General features: G+C 75.0%; 17 protein-coding genes and 1 tRNA gene. 6 read left to right on the top strand and 12 right to left on the bottom strand.

Features of this window, described 5'->3' with window-relative positions; all coding sequences use genetic code 11:
* Positions 1-42 precede the first annotated feature (42 nt).
* The 4 genes from WMF19_RS44520 to WMF19_RS44505 are packed head-to-tail and all read left to right on the top strand — an operon-like array spanning position 43 to position 5552.
* Positions 43-3051, top strand: coding sequence for a PEP/pyruvate-binding domain-containing protein (locus WMF19_RS44520; RefSeq protein ID WP_437895927.1), 3009 nt, complete (start codon positions 43-45; stop codon positions 3049-3051).
* Positions 3048-4028, top strand: a complete 981-nt coding sequence (locus WMF19_RS44515) for a pseudouridine synthase (RefSeq protein ID WP_437895926.1) — start codon at positions 3048-3050, stop codon at positions 4026-4028. Before WMF19_RS44520 ends, WMF19_RS44515 begins: the two co-directional genes overlap by 4 nt.
* The gene (locus WMF19_RS44510; protein ID WP_437895925.1) at positions 4025-4840 is read left to right on the top strand and encodes a hypothetical protein; all 816 of its coding nucleotides are present in this window, start codon (positions 4025-4027) and stop codon (positions 4838-4840) included. The genes WMF19_RS44515 and WMF19_RS44510 overlap by 4 nt, the downstream gene beginning before the upstream one ends.
* A 34-nt stretch (positions 4841-4874) precedes the next feature.
* Positions 4875-5552, top strand: a complete 678-nt coding sequence (locus WMF19_RS44505) for a tetratricopeptide repeat protein (RefSeq protein WP_437895924.1) — start codon at positions 4875-4877, stop codon at positions 5550-5552.
* A gap of 73 nt (positions 5553-5625) precedes the next feature.
* Here WMF19_RS44505 and WMF19_RS44500 read toward each other — a convergent pair whose 3' ends face one another.
* The 6 genes from WMF19_RS44500 to WMF19_RS44475 form a co-directional block, all read right to left on the bottom strand.
* Entirely contained in the window at positions 5626-6183 is a 558-nt protein-coding gene (locus WMF19_RS44500; RefSeq protein ID WP_437895923.1) for a nuclear transport factor 2 family protein, read from the bottom strand.
* Between the two features lie 130 nt (positions 6184-6313).
* Positions 6314-7225, bottom strand: coding sequence for a 3-hydroxyacyl-CoA dehydrogenase family protein (locus WMF19_RS44495; protein WP_437895922.1), 912 nt, complete (start codon positions 7223-7225; stop codon positions 6314-6316).
* A 5-nt stretch (positions 7226-7230) separates the two neighbouring features.
* Positions 7231-7794: a hypothetical protein gene (locus WMF19_RS44490; RefSeq protein ID WP_437895921.1), complete on the bottom strand. Its 564-nt coding sequence runs from the start codon at positions 7792-7794 to the stop codon at positions 7231-7233.
* A 61-nt stretch (positions 7795-7855) separates the two neighbouring features.
* Positions 7856-10327, bottom strand: a complete 2472-nt coding sequence (locus WMF19_RS44485; RefSeq protein ID WP_437796225.1) for an AAA family ATPase — start codon at positions 10325-10327, stop codon at positions 7856-7858.
* Between the two features lie 242 nt (positions 10328-10569).
* Positions 10570-15318 (bottom strand): VIT domain-containing protein, encoded by a 4749-nt coding sequence (locus WMF19_RS44480; protein WP_437895920.1) that lies wholly within the window; start codon positions 15316-15318, stop codon positions 10570-10572.
* 5 nt (positions 15319-15323) lie between these two features.
* The gene (locus WMF19_RS44475; protein ID WP_272102165.1) at positions 15324-15902 is read right to left on the bottom strand and encodes an RNA polymerase sigma factor; all 579 of its coding nucleotides are present in this window, start codon (positions 15900-15902) and stop codon (positions 15324-15326) included.
* A gap of 263 nt (positions 15903-16165) precedes the next feature.
* Between WMF19_RS44475 and WMF19_RS44470 the strand changes: the two genes are divergently transcribed.
* Complete coding sequence (locus WMF19_RS44470) at positions 16166-17365, top strand: S1C family serine protease (RefSeq protein WP_437895919.1); 1200 nt, start codon at positions 16166-16168, stop codon at positions 17363-17365.
* Between the two features lie 173 nt (positions 17366-17538).
* Positions 17539-18312: a Stp1/IreP family PP2C-type Ser/Thr phosphatase gene (locus WMF19_RS44465; protein ID WP_272102167.1), complete on the top strand. Its 774-nt coding sequence runs from the start codon at positions 17539-17541 to the stop codon at positions 18310-18312.
* Between the two features lie 165 nt (positions 18313-18477).
* Here the strand turns inward: WMF19_RS44465 and WMF19_RS44460 are convergent, their stop codons facing one another.
* The 6 genes from WMF19_RS44460 to WMF19_RS44435 all read right to left on the bottom strand — a co-directional run bounded on the left by WMF19_RS44460 (position 18478) and on the right by WMF19_RS44435 (position 23265).
* Positions 18478-18921 (bottom strand): hypothetical protein, encoded by a 444-nt coding sequence (locus WMF19_RS44460; RefSeq protein WP_437895918.1) that lies wholly within the window; start codon positions 18919-18921, stop codon positions 18478-18480.
* The gene (locus WMF19_RS44455; protein WP_044970125.1) at positions 18918-19499 is read right to left on the bottom strand and encodes a sigma-70 family RNA polymerase sigma factor; all 582 of its coding nucleotides are present in this window, start codon (positions 19497-19499) and stop codon (positions 18918-18920) included. Before WMF19_RS44455 ends, WMF19_RS44460 begins: the two co-directional genes overlap by 4 nt.
* A 465-nt stretch (positions 19500-19964) precedes the next feature.
* A tRNA-Gln gene (locus WMF19_RS44450) sits at positions 19965-20038 on the bottom strand.
* Positions 20039-20077: 39 nt separating this feature from the next.
* Positions 20078-21418 carry a hypothetical protein gene (locus WMF19_RS44445; protein WP_437895917.1) on the bottom strand — a complete coding sequence of 447 codons (1341 nt, stop codon included), beginning with the start codon at positions 21416-21418 and terminating at the stop codon, positions 20078-20080.
* 204 nt (positions 21419-21622) lie between these two features.
* Positions 21623-22963, bottom strand: coding sequence for a hypothetical protein (locus WMF19_RS44440; RefSeq protein WP_437895916.1), 1341 nt, complete (start codon positions 22961-22963; stop codon positions 21623-21625).
* Positions 22960-23265 carry a hypothetical protein gene (locus WMF19_RS44435; protein ID WP_437895915.1) on the bottom strand — a complete coding sequence of 102 codons (306 nt, stop codon included), beginning with the start codon at positions 23263-23265 and terminating at the stop codon, positions 22960-22962. The genes WMF19_RS44440 and WMF19_RS44435 overlap by 4 nt, the downstream gene beginning before the upstream one ends.
* Positions 23266-23300 lie beyond the last annotated feature (35 nt).

The raw sequence follows: 23300 nt of genomic DNA, 5'->3' as shown, positions 1-23300 counted from the left end.
CTGACCCAGGCCGCCGAACCGTGTTACTCCCTCGGCATCGACGTGGCCGATCCCACACGCACCGCCCGCGCCGACGGCGCGACCGACCCGCCCACCGTGCGCGAGTGGCTCAAGCCGCTCGAGAGCGCCGGCCTGCGCCGCCACACGAGCGCGAAGCGCGTCGGCGGCAAGGCGGCCTCGCTCGGGCGCCTGCTCCGCGACGGCTTCCCGGTGCCGCGCGGGTGGGTGCTCGACGCGCGGTGCTTCACGGAGATCGTCGACCGGCAGCTGCCGCCGGGGCACGACCTCGCCACGCTGATCCGGCTCTCGGGCACGAGGGCGGGCGTCGACCGGGCGGCGCGCGCGCGCGACCGCATCCTGAGCGAGCCGCTGCCCGAGGCGCTCTCGACCGCGCTGCAGGCGCTCTGGCAGGCCGTCGAGCAGGAGGCGCCGTGGGGCCTCGCGGTGCGGTCCAGCGCCACGTGCGAGGACAGCGAGGAGACGTCGATGGCGGGGCTCGCGATGACCGTGCTCGGCGTGCGCGGCGAGGCCGGGCTCGACGCCGCGATCCGGCAGGTCTGGGCGAGCGCCTTCCTGCCACGCGCGCTCGCGTACCTCGCGCACGCCGGCGTCCGCGACGTCGCGATGGGCGTCGTGCTGCAGGTGATGGTGCGCGCCGAGGCCGCGGGCGTGCTGTTCACCGCGCCCCCGCCGGGGCTCGAGGGCGAGCACTGGCACGCCGGCGAGCGGCTCGTGAACGCAACGCTCGGGCTCGGCGCGCCGGTCGTCGACGGCGCCGCGGCGGCCGACACGATCCGGCTCGCGCGCGACGGCGGCAGGGTCGTCGCGTCGGCGGTAGCGCAGAAGCGGCGCGCGCTCGTCGTGGGCGCGGCAGGGCTCGAGGAGGTCCCTGTGCCCGAGGCGAGCGCCGAGCAGCCGGCGCTCGGCGAGGCCGCGCTGCGGCAGCTCGCCGAGCTCGCCGAGCGGCTCGAGCAGGGCGGCAAGGGCCCGTTCGACGTGGAGTTCGCGGTCGAGGCGGTGCCGCCGGGCGTGGCGCTCGTGGTCGACGGGGAAGGGCCTTCCGGCCAGCCGGAGGGCGCCGCCGCGGAGGGCGCGCCCTCCGCGGTGGCGTCGGCGGGCGGCGAGGGCGTGCCCTCACCAGCGGCGGCGTCGGAGGCCGGCGAAGGCGCGCCCTCCTCGGTGGCGCGGCGCGTGTGGCTGCTCCAGGTGCGCCCGGTGAGCGGCGGCGGCTTCCCCGAGGGCGGCGACGCCGACACGATCTGGTCGCGCGCCAACGTGGGCGAGGCGCTCCCCGGGGCCGCGACGCCGCTCACCTGGTCGGTGGCGCGGGCGTTCTCCGACCGCGGCTTCCGCGAGGCGTTCGCCGCGCTCGGCTGCCGCGTGCCGCGGGGCGCGCGCCTCGTGGCCAACGTGCACGGGCGCTTCTACCTCAACCTCACGGCCTTCATGCGGATCGCGGCGCAGGTCCCGGGGCTCTCGCCGCGCGCGCTGCTCGGCATGAGCGGCGGGGCGAGCGAGGCGCTCATCGCGCGGCTCGCCGAGCAGAGCGAGGGCGTCTCGCGGCGCGGCTTCTATGCGCGGCTGCCGCTCACGGGGCCGCGGCTCCTCCTCCGGCAGGCGCGGCTCGAGCGCGAGGTGGCGGCCTACGAGGGCGAGGCGCTCTGGGCGCAGCGCGCCCTCTCCGAGCTCGACATGACGCTCCTGCCGGACGACGCCATCGGCACCACGCTCCGGAGCGTCTTCCTGCTGCTCGAGCGGACCGGCACGCGGATGCTGCACTGCGCGTCGGCGTCGCTCGCGAGCCACCTCGCGCTGTGCAAGGCGCTCGAGCGCATCGCGGGCCGCCGCGCCTCCGCGCGCTCCGCCTCCGGGGAGGCGCACCTCGACGCGCCGGCCGGGCGCGCGGAGACGAACGTCGAGCACCTGGCGCAGGTGCTCGCGGGCGGCGTGCGCGAGCTCGACAGCGCGGGGCCGGGCATCGAGCTCGCGCGGGTCGCCGAGCTCGTCCTGCAGGATCGGACGGCGCGCGAGCGGCTGCTCTCCGGCGGGGTCCTGTGGCCGCGCGACCTGCCCGAGGGGCCGGCGCGCGACGCGTACGCGCGGTTCCTCGACGCCTACGGCGATCGCGCGGTGCGCGAGGCGGAGCTCGCGACGCCGCGCTGGCGGGAGGACCCGTCGCCGGTCGTCGCGATGCTCACGGCGTCGCTGCGCGGGGCGCCGGGCGATCCGGAGCGCGCGCTGGCGCGCGCCCGGGCGCTCGCCGATCGGGAGATGGCGATGCTCGAGACGCGCGTGCCGCGGCTGGAGCTCGCGCTCCTGCGCGCGCTCGTCGGCCGCGCGCAGCGCTACGTGCGCCTGCGGGAGCGCATGCGCACGTGGGTGACGCGCGTGCTCGGCATGCTGCGCAGGGTCGCGCTCGACATCGACCGGCGCCTCCGGCGCCTCGATCCCTCGCTGGAGCCCGGCAGCGTCTTCTTCTGCACCTACGAGGAGCTCGTGACGGCGCTCTCCAGCGGTCGCGCCGACGTGGGCCACCTCGTCCGGCTGCGGCGCGCCGAGCACCTCCGCGACGCCGCCCGCCCCGATCCGCCGGCCACGTTCATCGGCCGGCCGCCGCCGGTCGTGCTGCCGCCCGCGTCCGGGGAGCGCCTGCTCGGGTTGCCCGCGAGCCCTGGGGTCGTCGAGGGGCGGGCCCGCGTGCTCGAGCCGGGCGCCTCGGCGCTCGACGCGGTGGCGCCGGGGGAGGTGCTGGTCGCGCGCACGACCGACGTGGGCCTCTCGCCGCTGTTCCTGGTGGCCGCCGCGGTCGTGACCGAGCTCGGCGGCCCCATGTCGCACGCCTCGATCGTCGCGCGGGAATACGGCATCCCCGCGGTGGTGAACGTCCCCGGCGTGACGCTGGCGATCAAGACGGGCGATCGGCTCCGGATCGACGGCGATCGCGGCGTTGTCGAGCGCCTGGACGAGCGCGCCTCGCCGTCGGCGCCGGGCGTCGTCGCCGAGGGAGCTCCTGGCGGCGGCGCCGCGCCGCTCGCGGCGCCGCCCGGATGACGGCCGCGCGCTTCCGCGTCGGGCCCTCGGACGGCCCCACGGTGGCCGACGTCCTCGAGCGCGCGGGCGGCGCGTCGCGGGGCCTCGCGGGCGCTGCGGCGGAGGGGCGCGCGTTCCTGAACGGCCGGCGCGCGCGGCCCGGCGACGCGGTCGCGCTCGGCGACGAGCTCGCCGTGTGGCCGGCGCGGCGCGACGCGCCGGGGGCGCCGCCGGTGGAGGTGCTGGCGCGCTGGGGGGAGCTCCTCGTCGCGTCGAAGCCTGCGGCGCTGCCGACCGAGCCGGAGCGCCGGGGCACGCGGTCGCTGGTCACGGAGGTCGCGGAGCTGCTCGGGCTGCGCGACCTGCCGCACGCGGCCTCGCGGCTCGACGTCGGCGTGAGCGGCGCGGTGCTGTGCGCGACGGGCGCGCGGGGCCGGCGGCACCTGGCGGCGATGCGCGAGGCGGGGCGCATCGCGCGGGTCTACGTGGGCATCGCCGGGGGGCGCGTCGACGGGGCGGGCACGTGGGACGCCCCCATCGGCGCGGCGCGGGCGCGGGGCGGTCGCAGCCTGCCCGCGGTGGGCGGCGCGGACGCGAGGGACGCGGCGACGCGTTACCGCGCGGTCGCCTCGGCGGGCGGCGGCGCGGCGCCGGCCACGCTGCTGCGCCTGGATCCGGTGACGGGCCGCACGCACCAGCTCCGGGTGCACGCGGCGCACGCGGCGGCGCCGCTCCTTGGCGATCGCGACCATGGCGGGGCCCGGTCGGTGACGACGGCGAGGGGCCGGGTGATCCCGCTCTCGCGCGTCGCGCTGCACGCCTTGCGCGTCACGGTGCCGGACGAGCGCGGCGAGCTCTGCGCGGCGATCTCGCCGGTGCCGGACGAGCTCCGCGAGCTCTGGGGGGCGCTCGACGGCGACGGCTCGGCGTGGGAAGAGGTGCTCTCCGCGCCGCTCGAGGCGGCCCTGCCGCTCGGTGCTCCTTCCGGTACCAGATGACCTCGCCTCGCCCTTTCACCCGCGCTGCCCTGGGGATCCTCGCTGGCCTCGCGCTCGCCGCCGCCGGCGTGGTCGCCGTGGCCGAGCCGGAGTCCCCGCCGACGCGCGCCGGGTATGCGCCGGACCCTGCCGCGCGGCCGAGCGCGAAGCAGTGGGTCTTCGACGTGCACTATGCGAAGGGGAGGGGCTCGATCGTGCGGGTGCGACCGGTGACGCTCGACCGGCCTCTGGCGACGGCGCGTGTGATGGGCCGGTTCGCGATCGAGCTGTACGTTGGCCAGGAGCTGCTCGATCGGGTCCGTTTCGACGTGCCGCTGACGGGGGACGCGCCGGACCGGCCGCCGGGCGCCCTGCTCCGCCGTCCGACGTTCGACAGCGGCGTGACGACGCGGCTGCGCGTGCAGATGGCGGACAACCCGCGCGCGAGCTGGGCCAAGCTGGTGGACCGGAAGACGGGCGCGGAGGAGCGCTTCCTCTGGCCGCCGGAGCCGGACGGCCGCCTCGTGTCGCTGAGCGCGCAGGGCGGGGTGGCGGTCGACGGAGGCGCGCCGGGGGATGCAGGCAAGCTGCCGGCGGACGCCGGGGGATCGGCGGACGCGGGCTGGCCGGACGCTGGCCCCGATGGGGGCTTTCCGCCGGTGGACGCGGGGTGGCAAGACGCGGGCAGGCTGCCGGTGGACGCGGGGTGGCCGGATGCGGGCTGGCCGCCGGTGGACGCGGGGTGGCCGGACGCGGGCTGGCCGCCGGTGGATGCGGGGCGGCCTCCGGATGCCGGATCGCCGCCGGATGCATTCAAGCCGCGGCGGAAGTAGCGCGCCCTGCCTGAGCTGCGGTACCTTGGCGGGCATGCAGGACCGCTCGCTCGCTGTCGTCGCATCGCTCGCTCTCGCTGTCGTCTTCTCCGCGGCGCCGGTCGCCGCTCAGCCGCCTGCGGGCAAGGAGAAGCCGCAGGCAGCCGCGCCTGAGCCGGTGGCGGCCGCGCCCGATGCTGCTTCTTCGCAGCGCAAAGATCCCAACGGGCACACCGGCATCAGCCCCTACACCGAGCAGATCCTGAAGGGCCAGGCGTCGTTCGTGGCGCGCGACATCCCGGGCGCGATCGCGGGGTTCCAGGAGGCGATCAAGCAGGACTCCTCGAAGATGCTCGGCTTCTATCTGCTCGGCGAGGCGATGCTCGAGTCCGGCAACACGGCGGAGGCCGAGACGGCCTGGACGACGGCGCTCGGCAAGAAGGGCCCGGACGAGCTCCACGCCAAGGTGCTCTTCTGCCTCGCCGATCTGCGCGAGCGGCTGAAGAACTGGCAGGCGGCGAAGGAGGCGTGGGGGGCCTACAGCACGTACCTGACGAGCAACCCCAAGGCGACCGGCTACCCGGCGACCGCGGCGGAGCGGCAGAAGCAGCTCGACCGGCGCATCAAGGACGAGAAGGACTACGCCGCGGTCAAGGAGCGCATCGTCCAGCGCGAGGCCGAGCGCCAGAAGGAAGCCGAAGAGAACGCCAAGAAGGACAAGATGAACCGGTAGCGCGCCCTCGGCTGGGTGCGCCGCCGAGGCGGCGCGCCCGGCGCACGGCGAGACGCCGCCGTCCCGCGCCGCCTCAGGGGGCGGGGGAGTCGACACGCATGAACGAAAGGGTGCGGAACGTCCGCTTGCTGAGCTTCCACCCGGAGGGCGTCCGGACCGCCTCGTTCTCGTACGTGCCGTGCGCCACCTGGACGCTGCTCAGGGGGTCATAGACGTGCGTCGCGATCAGGTACGAGGTGATCTTCGCCCGGTTGCCGCCGGGGAGGATGTCGATACGGACGTTGCTGATCAGGTGCTGCGTGCCGACATAACCTGATTCTGCGAACAGGCCATCGATGAAGTCGGCCCAGGCCTCCGCGCTGGGCACCGAGACGACCGGCGGATCATCCGGAGCGGCGCCGGCGGCCCAGATGAGGACCGGAGCGTCGGGCGTGAAGCACCTTGAATAGATCTGCTTGCCCGTCGCCAGATCACCGCGGCCGATCGCGTCGGTCCCGGCCGCGTAACAGTACTCGAGCTGCTCGATCTCCCGCAGCGCCTGGAGCTCGGGCACGCCGTTCGGCGGCGTGCCCTCCGCGGGCTTCGCGAGCGACACGATGACGGCGCCTGCCAGCGCGAGCGCGGAGACCAACGGGAAGGCACGACGCAGAATGCTGCTGAGACGACCGCTGTTCGTACTCAAGGAACTCTCCCCTTTCGCTGGGTTCTCGAATCGTCACGAATCGATATGCCAGTGTAAATATCTGAGCAACCCCAGCTCCCTACCCGCGGCGCCAGCCGTCGCTGGGTTGGGCCCCCGCCTCCGTCCACCGATAGAACCCTTCCCCCGTCTTCTTCCCGAGCTTCCCCGCGCGCACCATCTGCCGCAGGATCACCGGCGGCCGGAACTGCTCCCCCACCTCGCGGTGGAGGTGCTCCAGGATGGCGAGCCGCACGTCGAGCCCCACGAGATCCGTCAGCTTGAGCGGCCCCATCGGGTGCCGGTACCCGAGCTCCATCGCCCGATCGATGTCGACGGCCGACGCCACCCCGGCCTCCAGCATCCGCATCGCCTCTGCGCCGAGCGCCACGCCGAGCCGGCTCGTCGCGAAGCCGGGCGTGTCGTTCACCACGATCGGCGTCTTGTCCAGGCGCCTCGCTACCGAGAGCGCCGCCGTCACCGTCGCCTCGTCGGTCTCGAGCCCCCGCACCACCTCGAGCAGCTCCATCACCGGCGGCGGGTTGAAGAAGTGCAGGCCGATCGTGCGCCCGCCCGCGCCGAGCCGGCGCCCGAGCTCCGTGATGCTCAGGCTCGACGTGTTCGTGCCGAACAGCGCCCGCTCCGGCGCCGCCGCCTTCACCCGGCCGAGCACCTCGACCTTGAGGTCCATCCGCTCGGGCACCGCCTCGATCACGAGATCGGCGTCCGCCGCAGCGCGCTCGAGATCCGGAGACGCCACGAGCATCCCGATCATCTCGCTGCGCGCCTCGTTGAGCATCTTGCCCTTCTGGACGAGGCGATCGGTCGCGCGCTTGATGTCCTCGATCGCCGCGCCGATCCGCGCGGCGTCGACGTCGTAGAGGCGCGTCACGTAGCCGGCGACCGCCGTGACCTGCGCGATCCCCTGGCCCATCGTGCCCGCGCCGAGCACAAGCACCGTGCGCATCCGCGCTGCGGCGGGGTCCACCACCATCTCGCTCACTTCGGCGGAGCCGGGGCGCCGTCCTTCTGCCGCGCATCCATGCGCTTGCGCACCAGCTCCACCTCCTGGGGCGTCAGCTTGCGCAGGTTCGCCGGCCCCGGCGCGGCGGTGCCCGCCGCGCGCTCGGCCCCGGCGGCGCGCAGGGCCTCCGCGGCCGGACCCGCCTCGGGCCCCGTCGGCGGCGCCGGGCGCGCGCCGGGCTGAGCCGCCGGGCGAGCCTCGGCGGTCGCGGGGCGGGCGCCAGCCGGGGCCGGGCGAGCCACGGCGGCAGCCGGGCGAGCGCCCGCCGGCGCGGCCTGCCCCGCGGCGCCGTCGTCGCCGCTGCTCATCGCAAGAAAGGTGACGCCAGCCACCACGAAGACCGCGAGCCCCAGCGCAGGGACCCAGTTCGGGGTAGGCGGCTCGTCCGCCGGCAGCGCGCGGGCGGGCTCCCCGTCGAAGCCATGGTGATCGCTCACGTCGTGCGCCGGGGCCGCGTGAGCCTCGTGATGGGCCGTGCTCATGCGCGGACAGTTGCCGTACTTCGAAAGCGGCGTCGAGGGGGTTCCACGTCGTTCCACGCCCTTCCACGTCTCGCCCCACGCCCTTCCGCGCCCCGCCGGCCAGAACGGCCGAGCGCACTCAGCCCGCGAGGCTCCGGTGGCTGTCGAGCGCCGCGCGCTGATCCGCGAGATCGTCGCCGTAGACGGCCTCGATCGCCTCCGCCGCGAGGCGGTGCTGCCGCTCCGCCGTCTCCTTCGGCTGCATCCCGTACGCGGCGTCGCGGATCAGCACCGTGCAGAACTCGAAGCGGTGCTCCCCCATCCGCGACCAGATCCGCTGCGCCTCGCCGAAGCGCAGGTGATCCACGAGCGCCGAGGCGTCCGGGATCATCCGGGCGAGCACGCGCGTGTCGAACTCGCGCCCCAGCACCGCCGCGGAGATCACCGTCTGCCGCGTCCGCGGCTCGAGCCGCTCGAGCCGCGCGACGAGCAGGCTGTTCACGGTCCGCGGCGGCATGAACCGGCTCGAGCGCGCGGCGTCGTGGGCCGACCCGTACCGCCCGTCCTCCAGCCAGTACGCGAGGATCTCCTGCGCGAAGAACGGGTTCCCCCCCGCGGTCTGGCCGAGCAGCGACCCGAGCATCGTGGGGAGCGGGCCGCCGAAGAACGGCTCCGCGAGCGCGAGCAGCCGCTCCGCCGGGAGCGGCGCGATCTCGATCCCCTGCGACGGGATGCCGGCGTCGAGCGGGATGCGGGCGTCCACCCCCTCCCCCGAGGACACCCCGGGCCGCGCCGAGCAGATCACCGCCAGCGGCAGGTCCCTGCAGGCGGCCGTGATCGCGCGCACCGCGTCGAGCGAGGTCGGATCGGCCCACTGCGCGTCGTCGAGGTGCACCACCACCGGCTGCAGCGAGCTCTCCGCGACGAGCAGCGCGGCGAGCGCCCCGAGGGCCTCGTCGCGCCACCCGGCCTCGGTCGCGGCCTCCTGGCCGCGCAGCCTGAGCAGCCGCGCGAGCGCCTCGCGCGACCTGTCGATCCCGGCCCGCACCTCGGTCCAGCTCTCGGGCAGCCGCTCCAGGAGCAGCTCCAGCGCGAGATCGAGCCCCGCCTCCTTGGCGCGCTGGCCGAGCTCCGACGAGATCCCGAGGTACTCCTTGAGCGCGAACTCGAACGCGTAGAGCGGGGTCCTCAGCGTCTGATCGCAGCGGGCCTCGATCCACAGCAGCGGGCGCATGTCCATGAGCTGCGCGCGCTGGTGGCGGTAGCTGTGCACGAGGTAGCTCTTGCCGATGCCCGCCTCGCCGAGGATGTACACGACGCCCGCGGAGCGCCCGGCGAACAGGGGCTCGAGCGCCTGCGTGAGCCGCCCGAGCTCGACCTCGCGGCCGATGGGGCCGAGATCGTAGAACTCCTCCTGCACCGCGATGCGCCGCCGCTCGAGCGAGTAGACGAGGATCGGCAGGTCGAACCCGTCGAACCGGAAGATGTTCTCGGTCGACCACTGGTGGCTCGCCTCGCCCGCGCGGAACGCCCGCTCGTCCGCCCAGATCGACGACGGCGCCGCCTTCCGCGCGATCTGCGCGGCGAGGTGGATGGCGCGGCCGACGCACGCGAACTCGCGGCGGCCCACGGCGCCGAAGAAGCCGACGAGGCAGCGCGCGCGGGTGACGCCCACCGCGAGCCGGGGCACGCCGAGGCCGTTGCTCTTCAGCTCGAGCGCGAAGTCGAGGGCGCGATCGTGGTCGCTCTCGTGCGCGACGGGCGCGCCGAAGTAGAACTGCGCGCCGAAGCCGCGCTCCGTCACGGTCATGCCGGCGAACGTCGCGCCGTACATCGCCGAGATCTCGTGCAGCTGCTGGAGGAGCTCCGTCGGGCTCTCCACCCGATCGAGCGAGACGGACACCGTCGTCACCTCGCGGATCTCGCCCTCCGGCGCGAGATCGCCCGCGCCCGGCGGCAGGAACGCCTCGACGTCCGCGTCCGTCGGGGCCGACGCGATCGTCAGCGAGGGGGGCCCGCTCAGGAGATCGGCCTCGTCGAGGTCCGCCACGCTCTCCCGCGCGCTGGCCGCGGGGAGCCGCTCGCGGAAGCTGCGATCGAGGTGGAGCTCGCTGTCGTCCACCCCGCGGTCGGTCGCCTGGCAGGCCTCCATCGCGGGGCCGTAGATCAGGAAGTACGCGCGATCCGGGGCGATGCGCACGATCGTCCAGTGGACCGTGCCCCAGGCGAGCCCGATCCTGAACGGCGTCTGCGCGCCCCCGGCGCCCAGCGCGCGCCGCGCCGCGAGCTCCAGCAGGCTGCGCCGCATCGCGAGCGCCGCGCTGCGCGCGTGCCGGGTGACGTTGCGCCCCGGCCGATCGGGGAACAGCGCGGTGAACCCGCCGCCGGGCGACAGCGTGGCGACGAACCCGCCCGACTGGTGCACGGCCTCGAACAGCGGATCGAAGAACGAGCGCAGCGCCTCCGGATCGAGCGCCTGGCGCGCGATCATCTGCTCGGCGAGCTCCACGACCGCCGGCAGCGAGACGTGCAGGACAGCCGCGTCGACCGCGCCCGCGTATTGCCCTTCGGCGTCCTGTTCGAGGATGAAGTCCGGGACGAGCGGATTCATGTCGAAACTCTATCGGGTATCTCCGCCCGACACGAGCGCGGCGGGAGGGACGCTCGAGCCCCGGGCGAGCGCCCCCGGGCGTGCGCGGAAGAGACTGTTACGGAAGTGCGCCGCGAGGGTCGTTCAGGACATGTGAAGGGAGGGGTGCGCAGGAGAGAGCCTCCGCGCGTGGGCGGAGGTCGGTCCGGTCGGTTTCGGCAGCTCCGTCGGTTTCGTCCGTTTCGTCGGTTCCGTGAGTTCCGTCAAAACGGCGGAGCCGACAGCCCGTCGACCGGCACCAGGCGGGAGGTGAAGAAGACGCGCACCGTGCCGAGCTCGAGGCGCGCGCCCTCGAGCGTGAAGGGAACCTTGCGGGTCTCTCCCGCGAGGCGCAGGGTCAGCTCGCCGCGCACGGGGCCCGGCGCGCTGGCCCCGGGGGTGGGGGCGCCGGCGTCCTCCACGGCCGACGCGCGCGCGATCTCGACGATGTAGCTCCCCTTGGGGAGGCTCCGCAGCGCGAGGGACTCCGACCGCGTGCTCGTCGCGTCGCGCGAGCGCACACCCACCGACGGGAGGGTCGCGCCCATCCACGAGACGCGCCGCCCCTGCGCGTCGATGAGGGAGAGGTCGAGGTCGGCGCCGCCGGTCCACTCGGCGCTGAGCCACACGTCGCCGGGCAGGTCGGCGGCCGGCGCCGCGTCCGGCTGCGCGAGCCGCCGGTCGATCTCCGCGCGGACGGCGGAGGTCGCGTCGAGGCGCAGCTGGCTCGCGAGCTCGCTCATGCCGCCCTCGCCGGCGCACCGGATCGCGGCGGCGACGAGCTTCGCGTCGGCGGGCGCGAGGTCCGCGAGCGCCACCCGGTGCTGGCACGCGAACGCGGGCCGCCCCGCGGCGTCCCAGAGCTCGGCGAGCCGCGTCTGGGTGGCCCGGTCGCCGGGGCGCACGTCGGCGAGGCCGCCGAGGATGCGCGCGGCGCGGTCGCGCTGGCCCTGCCGCGCCGCGAGGTCGGCGCGGGCGATGAGCGCGTCGGGATCGAGCGCGTCGCGCCCGCTCCAGCGCGCGGTCAGCTCCTGGGCCTCGCCGAGGCGGCCGGTCGTGGCGTAGAGCGCGTAGAGGCCCACCGTCCTGTCGCGGCTGTCCGGGGCCGCCGCGAGCGCCGCCTCGGCGGCCGCTGTCTTCGCGGCGCTCTCGGGCGCGAGCGTGTTCGTCGCGTCGAAGCTCACCATGCGATCGAACACCCGGCGCATCGGGATCATCCGCCGCGGCCGCGGGCGCGACCACTCCTCGGCGGCGACGAGGCCGTCGTCGGACGATCTCCTGGCGCGATCGTCCAGCGGCGGCGCCGGCTTCGGCTCCGCGGGCGCGGCGGCCGTCGGCGCCGGCGGGGGCGCCGGCATGTCGGCGTCGAACGACTTGTCGAACCGGCGCTGCGGCTTGGCAGGCGACGCCGGGCGGGCGCCGGCCGACGTGCGCGACTCCGCCTTCGCGGCCGGCGCGACGTCCGGCCAGCCGGAGCCGCCGCCGCCCCTGCCGCTGCCCGACAGGCCAAGGCCCGCCCCGAGCGCGTCGCCCTTCTCCTCGGCGCCCTCGTCCGCCGCGTCGGGCTCCTCCCCCTCGGCGCTCGCGCTCACGCGCTCGGCCTGCTCCTCGCCCGTGAACGCGGAGGTGATGCCGCCTCGATCGAGGCCGAACGCCTTGAACATCGCCTCGCTCTCCAGGACGAGCAGCGAGGTGAACCGGCTCGCCACGGAGAAGCGCCGCGACAGCTCGATGATGGCGGGCTTCTGCGCGTCGCCGCCGCTCTCCTCGAGCTCCGCGATCTTCGCCGCGGCGTACAGGCGCGGGACGAAGGCGTTGCCCGCGCCGGTCGTGGCGACGATGTTGACGGGGTAGGTCTGCTCGAAGCGCTCGCCCGAGACGCGGCCGCGGACGCGGATCGCGCCGGTGACGTCGGCCCCGGAGCTCATCCGGGCCACGACGAGCGCCTCGCCGCCGGCGCGGATCGGGTCGAGCCGCGCCGGCGTGATCTGGGTCAGGCCGGGCGGGAGCTCGATCTCGGGATCGCGCAGCGCGAGGCCGTACGCCGCGCCGAGGACCGACTGCGCCGCGCTCGCGACCTTCTGGCCGGGCACGTAGGGGACCATCACCCCGCCGCCGCCCCGCGCGAGCGCCCTGAGCGACGTGGTGTCCGCGTCGCTCCCGAGCGCGACCGCGACCACGGCGGCGGCGCCGTCCGCGGGGATCGCGCCGCGCACCGCGGCCTCGATGTGGGCGGGGCGCGTCGGGCCGACCGAGGGCGTGCCGTCGCCGAGGTAGATGATCCGGAGCTCCTTGCCGTCGAGCGGGCCGGCGGCCGCGCGCGCCGCGATCATCGCCGCGGCGAGATCGCTGCCGCCGTCGGGCTCGATGCCGCCGAGGAAGCGCTCGACCTCGCCCGCCGAGGCGGCGCCGGGGGCCATGGGGCGCGCGGCGCCGCCCTGGCCGGCGTCGCCGAGCGAGCGGCAAAGGGTGTCGCACGCGAGCACGACGACCTCGTCGCGCCGGTCCATCTCGCGGACGAGCGACGAGGCGAGCCGCGTCGCGCGGGCGAACCGCTCGCCGACCATGGATCGGCTCGAGTCGACGACGATCGCGTGGCGCCGCGAGGTCGACGCCTGCCACCGCGGGAGCCGGGGCCGGATCGCGATCGCGACGTACGGCGACGTGTCGCTCGCGATGGCCTGCGCCGCGGCGAGGGAGGCCTCGTGCTCCGCGCCGTCGCGCTTCGACGTGCCGGCCGCGCCGCGCCACGGCTGAGATGCCGCGGGTGGCGTGGCCGGCGGCGGGGCGGGGGGCATCCGGTAGGCCCAGGCGGTGACGGGCCGGTCGCGATCGGGGAGCGCGTACTCGACCGTGAGGTCGCCGGCCGGCGTGAAGCCGCGGGCCTCCAGCGTGCGGCGGTCGGCCGCGCCGTCCGCGGGGGCGGCGGCGAGCTCGTAGCCGCGCGTCGCGACGCCGAACTCCCGGTCGTGGCCGAGCACCTGCACGTCGAGCGAGAAGTCGCCGATGTTCGTCGTGCCGCTCTGGTCGTGCGCGAGCGGGTAGGTGAAGCGCCGGACGCCGCCGGCCTGCTCGACGAGCTGCGTGTAGGTGAGCACGACGCGCCGCGAGCCGCGCTTCGGGATGGGGAAGATGCGCAGCTCGAACCGGCCGCCCCGCTGCCACTCGAGCAGCGCGGGGTCGCGCCACGGGCCGGGGACCCAGATGATCTCCTCGCGCGGCTTGGGCGCCTTGGGGGCGGCGTTCTGGATGACGCCGCGCCAGATCGCGGCCCCGCGATCGCGATCGACGAACGCGCCCTCGACCAGCTTGCCGTCCACCTCGAGCGCGAGCCGCTCGATCTGCGCGCCCGGCGGGAGCGGGAACCGGAAGATGCCCTCGAGCTCCTCGTCGGTGTCGTTGGCGAAGGTCTCGTCGATCTCCGTCCTGGCGACGACGTCGACGATCCGCACCTTGACGGCGTGCCTGGCGAGCCGGACGGCCCGCTCTTTTTCCTGCGTCGCGCCCGGCTTGCGCGCCCTGAGCTCGCCGAGGCCGCGGAGCGCCGGGGCGTCGGCCTCCTCGGCGGAGCGGTCGCTCCACTCGAGCGTGTCGGCGAGCGACGTCGCGCTCGCGACCTCCGGCGCTGCGCCCTTCGCGAGCGTCGCCTCCTCGCCGGCGCGCACCTCGACGGGCTCGCCGCGCTCGCCGGTGACGCGCACGGCGCCGCGGGCCACCTCGACCGAGGCGCGCGCGGCGCCCGCGGTGATCGCGAGCTTGGTCCCGAGCACCTCGATCTGGCCGTGCGGCACCTCGATGCGCGCGGGCGGCGCGCCGGGGGCCGGCGTGACGTCGAGGACGACGGCGCCCTCGTCGACGCGCGCGCGGCGGCCGTCGCCTGCGATCCACACGCGGGAGCCGCGGTCGATGGCGAGCGCCGAGCCGTCCGCGAGCGACAGGTGGGCGCGCGTCCGCGCGTCGGTGCGCAGGGTCGCGCCCTCCGGCAGCGCGGCGCCCGCGGCGAGCGGCGCGCAGGCGCCCGCGGCGTCGCACGCCTCGAGGCCGCCCGACCTGTCGGCCGACGCGCGCGACACCGAGGCGATCTTGCCGGACCATGGCGCCCCGGCCCCCGCGGCGACGGACGGCGCCGTTGTTTCGCCGCCGCGCCGCAGAGCAACCCCGACCGTTACCGCCGCCGCCGCGGCCAGGGCGGCGGCGGCGAAGGCCGAGCGCCGCCCGAAGGCCGTGCGGCGCGCCGCCGGCGCGGTTCGCTCCGGAATCGTGGAGCGCGGTCCGCCGGTGCGCGCCTCGGCCGCGCCGGATCGCGCTCCGGAAGTGTCGGATCGCGGCCTGGGCGTAGGGGAACGCCACGCGGGCGTGTCGGATCGCTGCTCGGCGATGTCGGATCGCCCTTCGGCGATGTCGGAGCGCTGCTCGGCGATGTTGGATCGCCCTTCGGCGATGTCGGATCGCCCTTCGGCGATGTCGGAGCGCCGCTCGGCGATGTCGGATCGCTGCTCGGCGATGTCGGATCGCTGCTCGGCGATGTCGGATCGCCCTTCGGCGATTTCGGCTCGTCCTTCGGCGATGTCGGATCGAGCGTCGGCCGTGTCGGATCGTTGCTCGGCGATGTCTGATCGCCCTTCGGCGATGTCCGATCGCACCTCGGTCGCGCTGGATCGCACGCCTGCGGCGCCGTGTCGCTCCTCGGCCGCCACCTTCAGGATCGCGCCGCTCGTCGCGCCCTCCGAGGGGCGCGCCGCCTCGATCCGCCGGAGCAGCGCCTCGGTGAAGCCGTCCGCCGGCCGGAAGTCCGCGCCGGCCGCCGCGGCCACCTCCGCGGCGCGCGCCGCGTCGTGGCGGAGGTCGCGGCACGCGTCGCAGCCGGCGATGTGCTCGTACAGCGCCGGCCGCGCCGTCCCGTCGAGCACCTCCGCGAGCTGCTCCTCGACCTCGCCGCAAAGCCCAACCGAACCCGTTCCTGTCGCGCCCATCGCCCTCACTCCTCGCCCAGATCGGCCCTGAGCCGCGAAAGCGCGCGGCTCACCCGCTTCCGCGCCGCCGCCTCGTCGATCCCGCACGCGATGGCCACCTCCTTGAAGGAGAGGCCCGCCTCGAAGCGCAGCACCACCGCCTCGCGCTCGCTCGGCTTCAGCCGCGAGAGCGCGGCGCGGGCGCGCTCGGCCCGCTCGCGCTCCGCCGCGAGCTCGCTCGCGTCGGGCCGCGGCCGGGTGTCGTGGACGAGGCGCAGCCGCGCCTCGCGCCGCGCCCTGAGCTCCGTGTGCCGCCCGCAGAGGCGCCGCGCGATCCCGAAGAGCCAGGCCCGCACGCTCCCCTCGGCGCGGTACTGCGGGAACGCATCGAACGCCGCGAGCAGCGTCTCCTGCACCAGCTCCTCGCTCTCGGCCTGCGAGCCCGTGAACGCCATGCACAGCCGGCCCAGCGGCATGGCGTAGGCCTTCGCACACCGCGACAGCGCTTCCCGGAAGTCGCCTGTCCCGATCAGCCCCTCGATCGCGCGCGCCTCGTCGGCCCGCGCGTCGCCCTCCGACCCAACGAGCGCTAACCCCGCTGCCATCGCTGCCTCATCGCCAGCCATGTGCCCCCGTCCCCCGAGTTCGTGACCGGTTTTTTTTCGCCCCCCGCCCCCGGCGGACTCCGGTGCCCGATCCCACAGTACAGGGCGGTCCGGCCTTTGCCTTTTGCAATGCGATCCGCGCCGCCGCAGAATCGGCCGTCGCCTCAGGAGCCGCGCTTATGAACGAGACAAGCCCGCCTGGTGTCACAAAGGCCGCCGCGCCCCGAGGCGCGGCGCCGAGCGATCCCGTTGACAGGTCGCGTGTGAAGCGATGGAGACGGTCGCTGGCGCTCGCCGCCGCCGTGTCCGCCGCCGCAGCGCTCGCCGCCCCCGCGGCGCTCGCGCAGGGCGCGCCGGGCGAGGCGCAGGTTCAGGGGGAAGGTGAAGCCCCGCCGGCCGGCAAGCGGGTGGTGCTCCCGACCCGGGTCAGCGCGGGCGGGAAGGAGAAGAAGGCGGCCGCCGCCGAGCCGAAGGGGGGCCCGGCCGAGAAGGACAAGGCGGAGCCGTCGGTGGAGGAGCGCGCCGCGCGCGGCGTGGTCGTCATCGAGCGCGGCGGGCAGGTCCTCGGCCTCGGCGCGGCGCTCGCTGGCGACGGGCGCATCCTGACGGCGCTCTCGCCGCTCGGCGCGGGCAACGACCTCACGGCGCGCCTCGCCGACGGGACCACCGTGCGGGTGAAGCTCGGCCACCACGACCGCGTGTGGGATCTCGCGCTGCTCGTGCCGCAGACCGGCAAGTGGGCCGAGGGGCTCACCGCCTCGTCGCGCGATCCGGTGCGGCCGGACGCGCAGATCCGCTCGTTCTCGGCGGCGCGCGGCAAGGTCGCGGCCACCTCGCTCGTGCTGCGATCGCACCGGACGCTGATCGGCGGCGACGACCGGCCGCTGGAGCGCGCGATCGAGCTCGGCTCGCGCGTCTCGCCGCTCGATCTCGGCGCGCCCATCATCGACGAGGACGGCCGCGTGGTCGCGATCCTGGGCCGCGGCTGCGCCCCGAACGAGGGCAAGCCGTGCACGCCCGTCGCGTTCGGCGTGCCGATCAGCGCGGTCAGGGCGTTCCTTCGCGCGGTGCCGCCGACGGCCGTGCCGCCTGCGGCGTGGCTCGGGATCCAGGGCGTCAGCGAGGCGGCGCCGGTCGCCAAGGGGGTCCGGGTCACCGTGGTGCACCCCGAGAGCCCTGCGGACGAGGCCCGCTTGACGGGCGGCGAGCGCGCGGAGAGCGACATGATCCTCGCCGTCGACGGCGTGCCCGTCACGAGCCCCGAGGCGCTCTCCGACGCGATCCGGACGCACGCGGTCGGCGAGAAGGTCCCGCTCACCTTGCTGAGCCGCGGGAAGTACCGGCAGGTCACGGTCGTGCTCCGCGCTGCCCCCGATCCGTCGGCCGCCGCGGCGAAGCGGCCGGAGGCCGAGCTCCCGCCGCCGAGCTCGGGCGGCAAGGCGACCGAGGAGTACCGCAAGTAGGCAAAAAATGATGCGGGGCCGCGCGCGGATTCTATAAGCTCGGCGCTCGGGCCCGATCCGGTTGACACCCCGTCAACCGAACCTCCAGGATCGGGCTCGAGCGGCTCGGACGGGCGCGCTCGCGGTTCTCATTCAACCCCGCGCCTCGCGCGGGGCCATCGATCGGGTGATCCGTGTCCCAAACGTTTCGAATCGAAGTGGCCGGCGAGACGAACGTCGGGCGCAAGCGCAACCACAACGAGGACAACTTCGGCATCATGGTCGAGTACGGCCTCTTCATGGTCGCCGATGGGATGGGGGGGCATGCGTCGGGCGAGGTCGCGTCGAAGATGGCCGTCGACGCGATGCAGGACTTCTTCGCCCAGACGCAGGACGACCCGGAGCGGACCTGGCCCTACAAGATGGACCGGTCCAAGGGCTACGAAGAGAACCGGCTGATCACGGGGATCAAGCTCGCCAACCTGCGGATCTACGAGACCGCGCAGCGCGAGGCGAAGAAGCGGGGCATGGGGACGACGTTCGTCGGCATCTTCACGGCGAACGACGGCGTGTACGTCGCCCACGTCGGCGACAGCCGGGTCTACCGCTTCCGCGAGGGCCGGCTCGAGATGCTCACCGAGGACCACTCGCTCCTCAACGACTACATCAAGATGAAGCGGCTCACGCCCGAGGAGATCGCGAACTTTCCGCACAAGAACGTGATCGTGCGCGCGCTCGGGATGAAGGACACGGTCAAGGTCGACACCCGCTTCGAGGTGCCGCAGCTGAACGACACGTACATCCTCTGCTCCGACGGGCTCTCCGGGCCGGTGAGCGATCTGGAGATGACCCAGATCCTGACGGAGCATCAGGACATCCAGGTCGCGACCGCCAAGATGATCGAGCGCGCCAACGAGAACGGCGGCCCGGACAACGTGACCTGCGTCCTGGTTCGCTGGACTCAGTGAGCGGCGGACACCCGCTTCGGATACGGGCCCAGATCGGCGTTTTCGGTGCTCAGCGTGCTGGAGCACGCTTGCGCGCCGAAAACGCCGATCTGGGCCCGTCTCCTGTGCGGGTGACCGCCGCTCGGCGACGGTGATCGGAGAAGAGCGCTGAGCTGCGACGGGCGGTCAGGGTAGGGCGCCGCCGCTCCAGGGGATGAGGACGAGGAAGACGAAGGCGATGAGGGCGAGCATGAAGAGGCTCGTCATCAGGTAGGTCGAGCGCGGCGAACGCGCGGTGCTCCAGCCGTCGCCGTAGAACTTCCCCCGCGAGCGCACCCGGATCCGGCGCTGCACGCCGCGGAGGAGGCTCGGCGGCGCGGCGGGCGGCGGACGCATCGCGCCTCGGACCAGCTCGCGCAGATCGAGCTCGTCCACGAGCGGCAACGAGCCTTCCTCGGGGAGGTCGCCTTCCTCGGGGAAGTCGCCGTCTTCGGGGAGATCGTCTCGGGGCGCGGCGACGGCGGGCGGGCGCTCCACGGGGGGAGCCGTGGGACGGCTACCGCTCTCCGCGCCCGAAGCGGTCGGCTCATCGGATTGCCCCGTGCGCTTCGGGTCGTCCGCTTCGCTCATTTCCCGCCTCTCACCTTCTCGCCCATCATCTTCTCGACAAGCGCGCGGAGCTGCCCGCGCGCGCGATGGATCCGGCTCTTCACGGTCCCATCCGGCAAACCCGTCACCGAGGCGATTTCTTCGTAGGACATGTCCTCCACGTCGCGAAGGATGAGCGCCTCCCGGAACTCGGGATCGAGCTGGCCGATGGCGCGCTTCACCACCGCCTCGAGCTGCATCCCCTCCACCAGCTCGTCCGGGCGGCTCACGTCGCCGACGCTCACGCCCTTGGCCGCGGACAGCGGCACCCGCTCGGCCATGGCGTCGACGTCGTCCTGGGCGCCCGCGTGCCGCCGCGAGAGGTACTTCGTCCGGTTCTTGCAGAGATTCACGGCGATTCGATAGATCCACGTCGAGAGCTTCGATTCGCCGCGGAACTGATCGATCGCCTTGAAGACCTGCACGAAGACTTCCTGGGACACGTCCTCGGCCTCGTCACGCCGGCCGAGCATGCGGTAGACGAGCGCGAACACGCGGCGCTCGTACATGATCACGAGCTCGTTGAACGCGCTCTCGTCACGCGCGACGAGCCGCGCGATGAACTGCGCCTCGCCCGCCTCGAGCGGCGCCGCCGACGCGCGCTCGAGCTCCGCGCCCGCATGGGTCGGGGCTCCGCGTCCGCGGGCCGCATCACCATGGGTCGGGGCTCCGCGTCCGCGGGCCGTATCTACATTCGGGGCTCCGCGTCCGCGGGCCGTATCTACATTCGGGGCTCCGCGTCCGCGGGCCGTATCTACATTCGGGGCTCCGCGTCCGCGGGCCCCTTCATCGCTCGCCACGCCGTCCGGTCCTCCAGGAGCCAGGGGCTCGCGCACGCCGCGCGGCAGGCGCGGAGCCCTCGGTGAGACCACGGTAAACAACCCCGGCTCGACCGCGCCAGACAATAGCGAGCGGATGACGGCGCAGGACGCTCCCGTGAGGCGGTGCGACCTCGCACGAGGCGCTCCCGCCCGCGCGATGTCGATCGGCCGCCATGACCCTCCTCAGAGGGCGCGGGTGCTCGATGGTTCCGGCGCGTGGATTCGAACCACGATTAGGGGATTCAAAGTCCCCCGTCCTGCCCTTGAACGACGCCGGAGTGCTGCGGGACGGAGCCGACCGCCGCGCGGCGCGCACCTTAGCGCGAGTCGCGCAGGATGGCACCCGTCCCGATCCAGGAGTCGGCTCTGCGGGCCGGATAGCTGATGCCGCGCGTGGCGTCCGCCTCGGATCGACCTCGCCTCAGGCGGAACTGCCCGCGCTCACGGCGGCCCGCCGGCGCCGGCTTCGCGCCGGACGCCGAGGCCTTCTCCGCCCGGTGGAGCGGCAACGCGGGCGCGTCGGTGTCCTCGACCGAGGCCGCGGCCGCTTCCCGGCGTGCCGGGAGCGCCTCGGGAGCAGCGCTGTCGCGCACCTGGGGCGCCTCCGTCGCAGCGCCGTCGCGCGGCGAGGGGGCCTCCGTCGCAGCGCCGTCGCGCGCCTGGATCGCGACGGGCGCCGACACGGCGAGCGCCGCAGCGCCGGCCGTCTCGGTGAGCTTCGGGGCAGGCAGGGCGATCTGCGCGGCGGCGGCCGCGACGCCCTGGGCCACGCCGGGATGCGCAGCCGGCGCGGCCGCAGGCGTCGCAGGCGCGGCCGCAGGGGCGACCATGCTCAGCACCGAGAGGCCCAGCACGAGCACGAGCGCCGCGCTGCCCGCGGCCGCTCCGGCGGCGCCGCGAGAGACGCGGGCGCGCCGCGCGAGCCGCGACCAGGCGCCCGACACGCGCCCGCGCGGCGTCTGGTCCGCGTCGCGCCCGCCGCGCGCCGGCCCGAGCCCGGGCTTCGCGGCGCCGGGCCTCAGCGCACCGGCGCTCGGGAGCGTGTCGGGCGGGGACGAGGGGGCCGCCGGGAAACCGGACGGAATGTCAAGAGAAATCGGCTGCGAGGGGCTGTCCTGCCGCAGCACGGTCTCGGTCAGCGGGAACCGGCCGAGGGTGAAGGCCTCGGCGCGCTCGCCGCGCGCCTTCGCGGGGGCGCCCTGGTGGAAGCGGGGCGCGACGGAGCTGAGGTCGTCCGGCGTCAGCGCGAAGCTGAGCGGGCCGGTGGACTCAGGCGCCTCGCACACGGCGGAGAGGGCGGACGCCTCGTCGCGCGGGGGCGGCTGGGAAATCGTCCAGCCGAGCGCCTTCACCTCGCCGGCCGGCGTCCAGCACTCGAGGCCTTCGCGCCAGACGCGCGTGCTGTGGGGGAGCTCCCCCAGCTCCAGCGCGCGCCAGAGCGAGACCGTGCTCATCGCCTCGAGAAAGCCGCCGTGGTCGATGCACCAGGGCTTCGACTCCGTCGGGGCCTCCTCCGCGCCGCCGGCGTGCGACGTGAACGGCATCGTGGGGGCGCTGCAGAGGCTGCTCAGCTGCCCCTGCCCGCACCCCTCCGCGCCGCCCGACGCCGGCACGCCGTCGCCAAGCCCCTCCACCTTGTACGCTGCGCTCGGGCCCATCGCTGTCTCCCTAGCGAGCCGCGGCGGCCCACCCGATGCTGCTTCCGGGTGCACCTCCGCTGCTCTCGTGCGTCGGTAGCGGATGCTGGCGCGGTGGGCCAAGAAAGGTGCCGGGCGGGGCAGGCGCCCAGGCCGGGAGCGCTGCGTCCGGCGGCAGGGCCGCGGGGCGCGTCGCGGCCCGCGGGGGCGCGTCGCGGCCCGACGTCAGAGGTCGGTGTAGTTGTCGGCAAACATCGCGCGCTGGCCGAGGAAGGCGATCTCGAGCATGCCGCCGACGCTCGTGCCCCCGGTCGAGCTACGGACCACGTTGAGCGCTGGCATCAGCCGGATGAGCCCGCGGTACTCCGTCCCCACCGGCGCGCGCGCCAGCGTCACGTGGACCGGGGCGCGCAGGCTGAGGCGGACATCGGCGGGCGCCTCGTCGTTGAGCGCGACAGCGACCTTCGCGCCGAGCGCCGCGCGGAACGAGGCGTTCGCCGCCTTGTCGACGAGCCCGGCGTGCGCCGCGATCGTGAGCTCCTGGCTCTGCACCGGCGCGCCGAGCACCTCCTTCCTGCAGCGCGTGGCAGGGACGAAGGTGGTGGACTGGGTGACCGGATCCACGCCGTGGACGACGTCGCCCGCGGGCTCGCACCACTCGAGCGTGTCCGTCGACGCGGTCCAGCGCGAGTCGAACTTGATCTGCCCTTCGAGGGTGGGCGCGAGCTTCTTCCCGCCCTCTCCGACGTAGACCGCCGCCGCGCCGACGCTCCAGGGCACGGCGGTGAGCTCGCGCGGCGCGTAGGTCGGCGGCAGGCTCTGGTCGCGCCGCTCGGGGCCCGGACCCAGGTAGCTGAACCGGGTGCGGCCGACCGCGCCGCCGACATAGAGGATCAGCGGCGGATACGCCGAGCTGCCCTCCCCCTCGAAGTCGAGGCGCGCGAACGAGGCGGACAGGCGCAGGGTGCCTGTGGGCGTCTGGGCCGAATCGTCGGTGCTGGAAAGGCCGATCAGCGTGGCCAGCCCGTTCTCGGCCGCCACCTCGGCCTCGATCACGGCGCTCACATCCCACGCCGTCGGGTCCGTCACCTCGCCGAAGCCGGCCAGCACGCCGAATCCGACCCGCGCGAGCGCCGCGCCATCGGAGCCGCCCGTGACCTTGGCCGGAACGAGGTAGACGAGCTCGCGGCCCGTGGCGGCCGGAGAGATGGCCGCGCCCTGGGCTGGCGCGAGCGGCGCGATGGGGGCGGCCGGGGCGACCGGCGCAATGGCGCGGCCCGGCTGCGCGGGCGCCACGGCCGCGCCAGCGCCCGGCGTGGGCGCGGCAGGCGCGGCGGGTGTGCTCGGCGCGGCAGACGGGACCGGCGCCGTGGGGGCGGTGGCCGCCGTGGGGGCGCCGGGCGCAGTGGCGGCCGGCGCGGTGGCGGCCGGCCGGGCGGGCGCCGGGGGCGCTGCGCCCGGCGGCACGGGGGCCGACGGCTGCCCCGCGCCCTGGGCGAGCGCGGGCGCGCCCAGCGTGAGCGAGAGCAGCGCGGCGGCGCGGCGGAGCAGCGGGGCGCCCCTCACGGCGCCACCGTGAACCGGAACGTGAGGCAGTCGTCGCCGCTCGACGTGTCGTATTCGGCGCGGGTGCTCTGGTTCGTCTTGGGATCGAAGGCGAAGATCTGGAACTTGCCGCTTCCGTTCCGGACCCTGAAGCGGAACACGTAGTTACCGGGATCCAGATCGAACTCGGGGAACACCGTGTTGCGGATCGAGAAAGGCTTCACCCCCACCGGATCCGCGGCGGGCGCCGGGTCCTCGAACAGATAGCCGACGGCGCTGAGGTGATACTCGTCGCTGTGGAGCTTGAGCTTGATCCTCTTCATGGTCGCGCCCGATCCTCTCACACGCGCGCGGCACG

Source organism: Sorangium sp. So ce124 (genome assembly GCF_051525235.1).
GTDB classification, from domain to species: domain Bacteria; phylum Myxococcota_A; class Polyangia; order Polyangiales; family Polyangiaceae; genus Sorangium; species Sorangium atrum.
The sequence above is the reverse complement of the archived record's forward strand: the minus strand, read 5'-3'. Positions and strand labels throughout refer to the sequence as shown.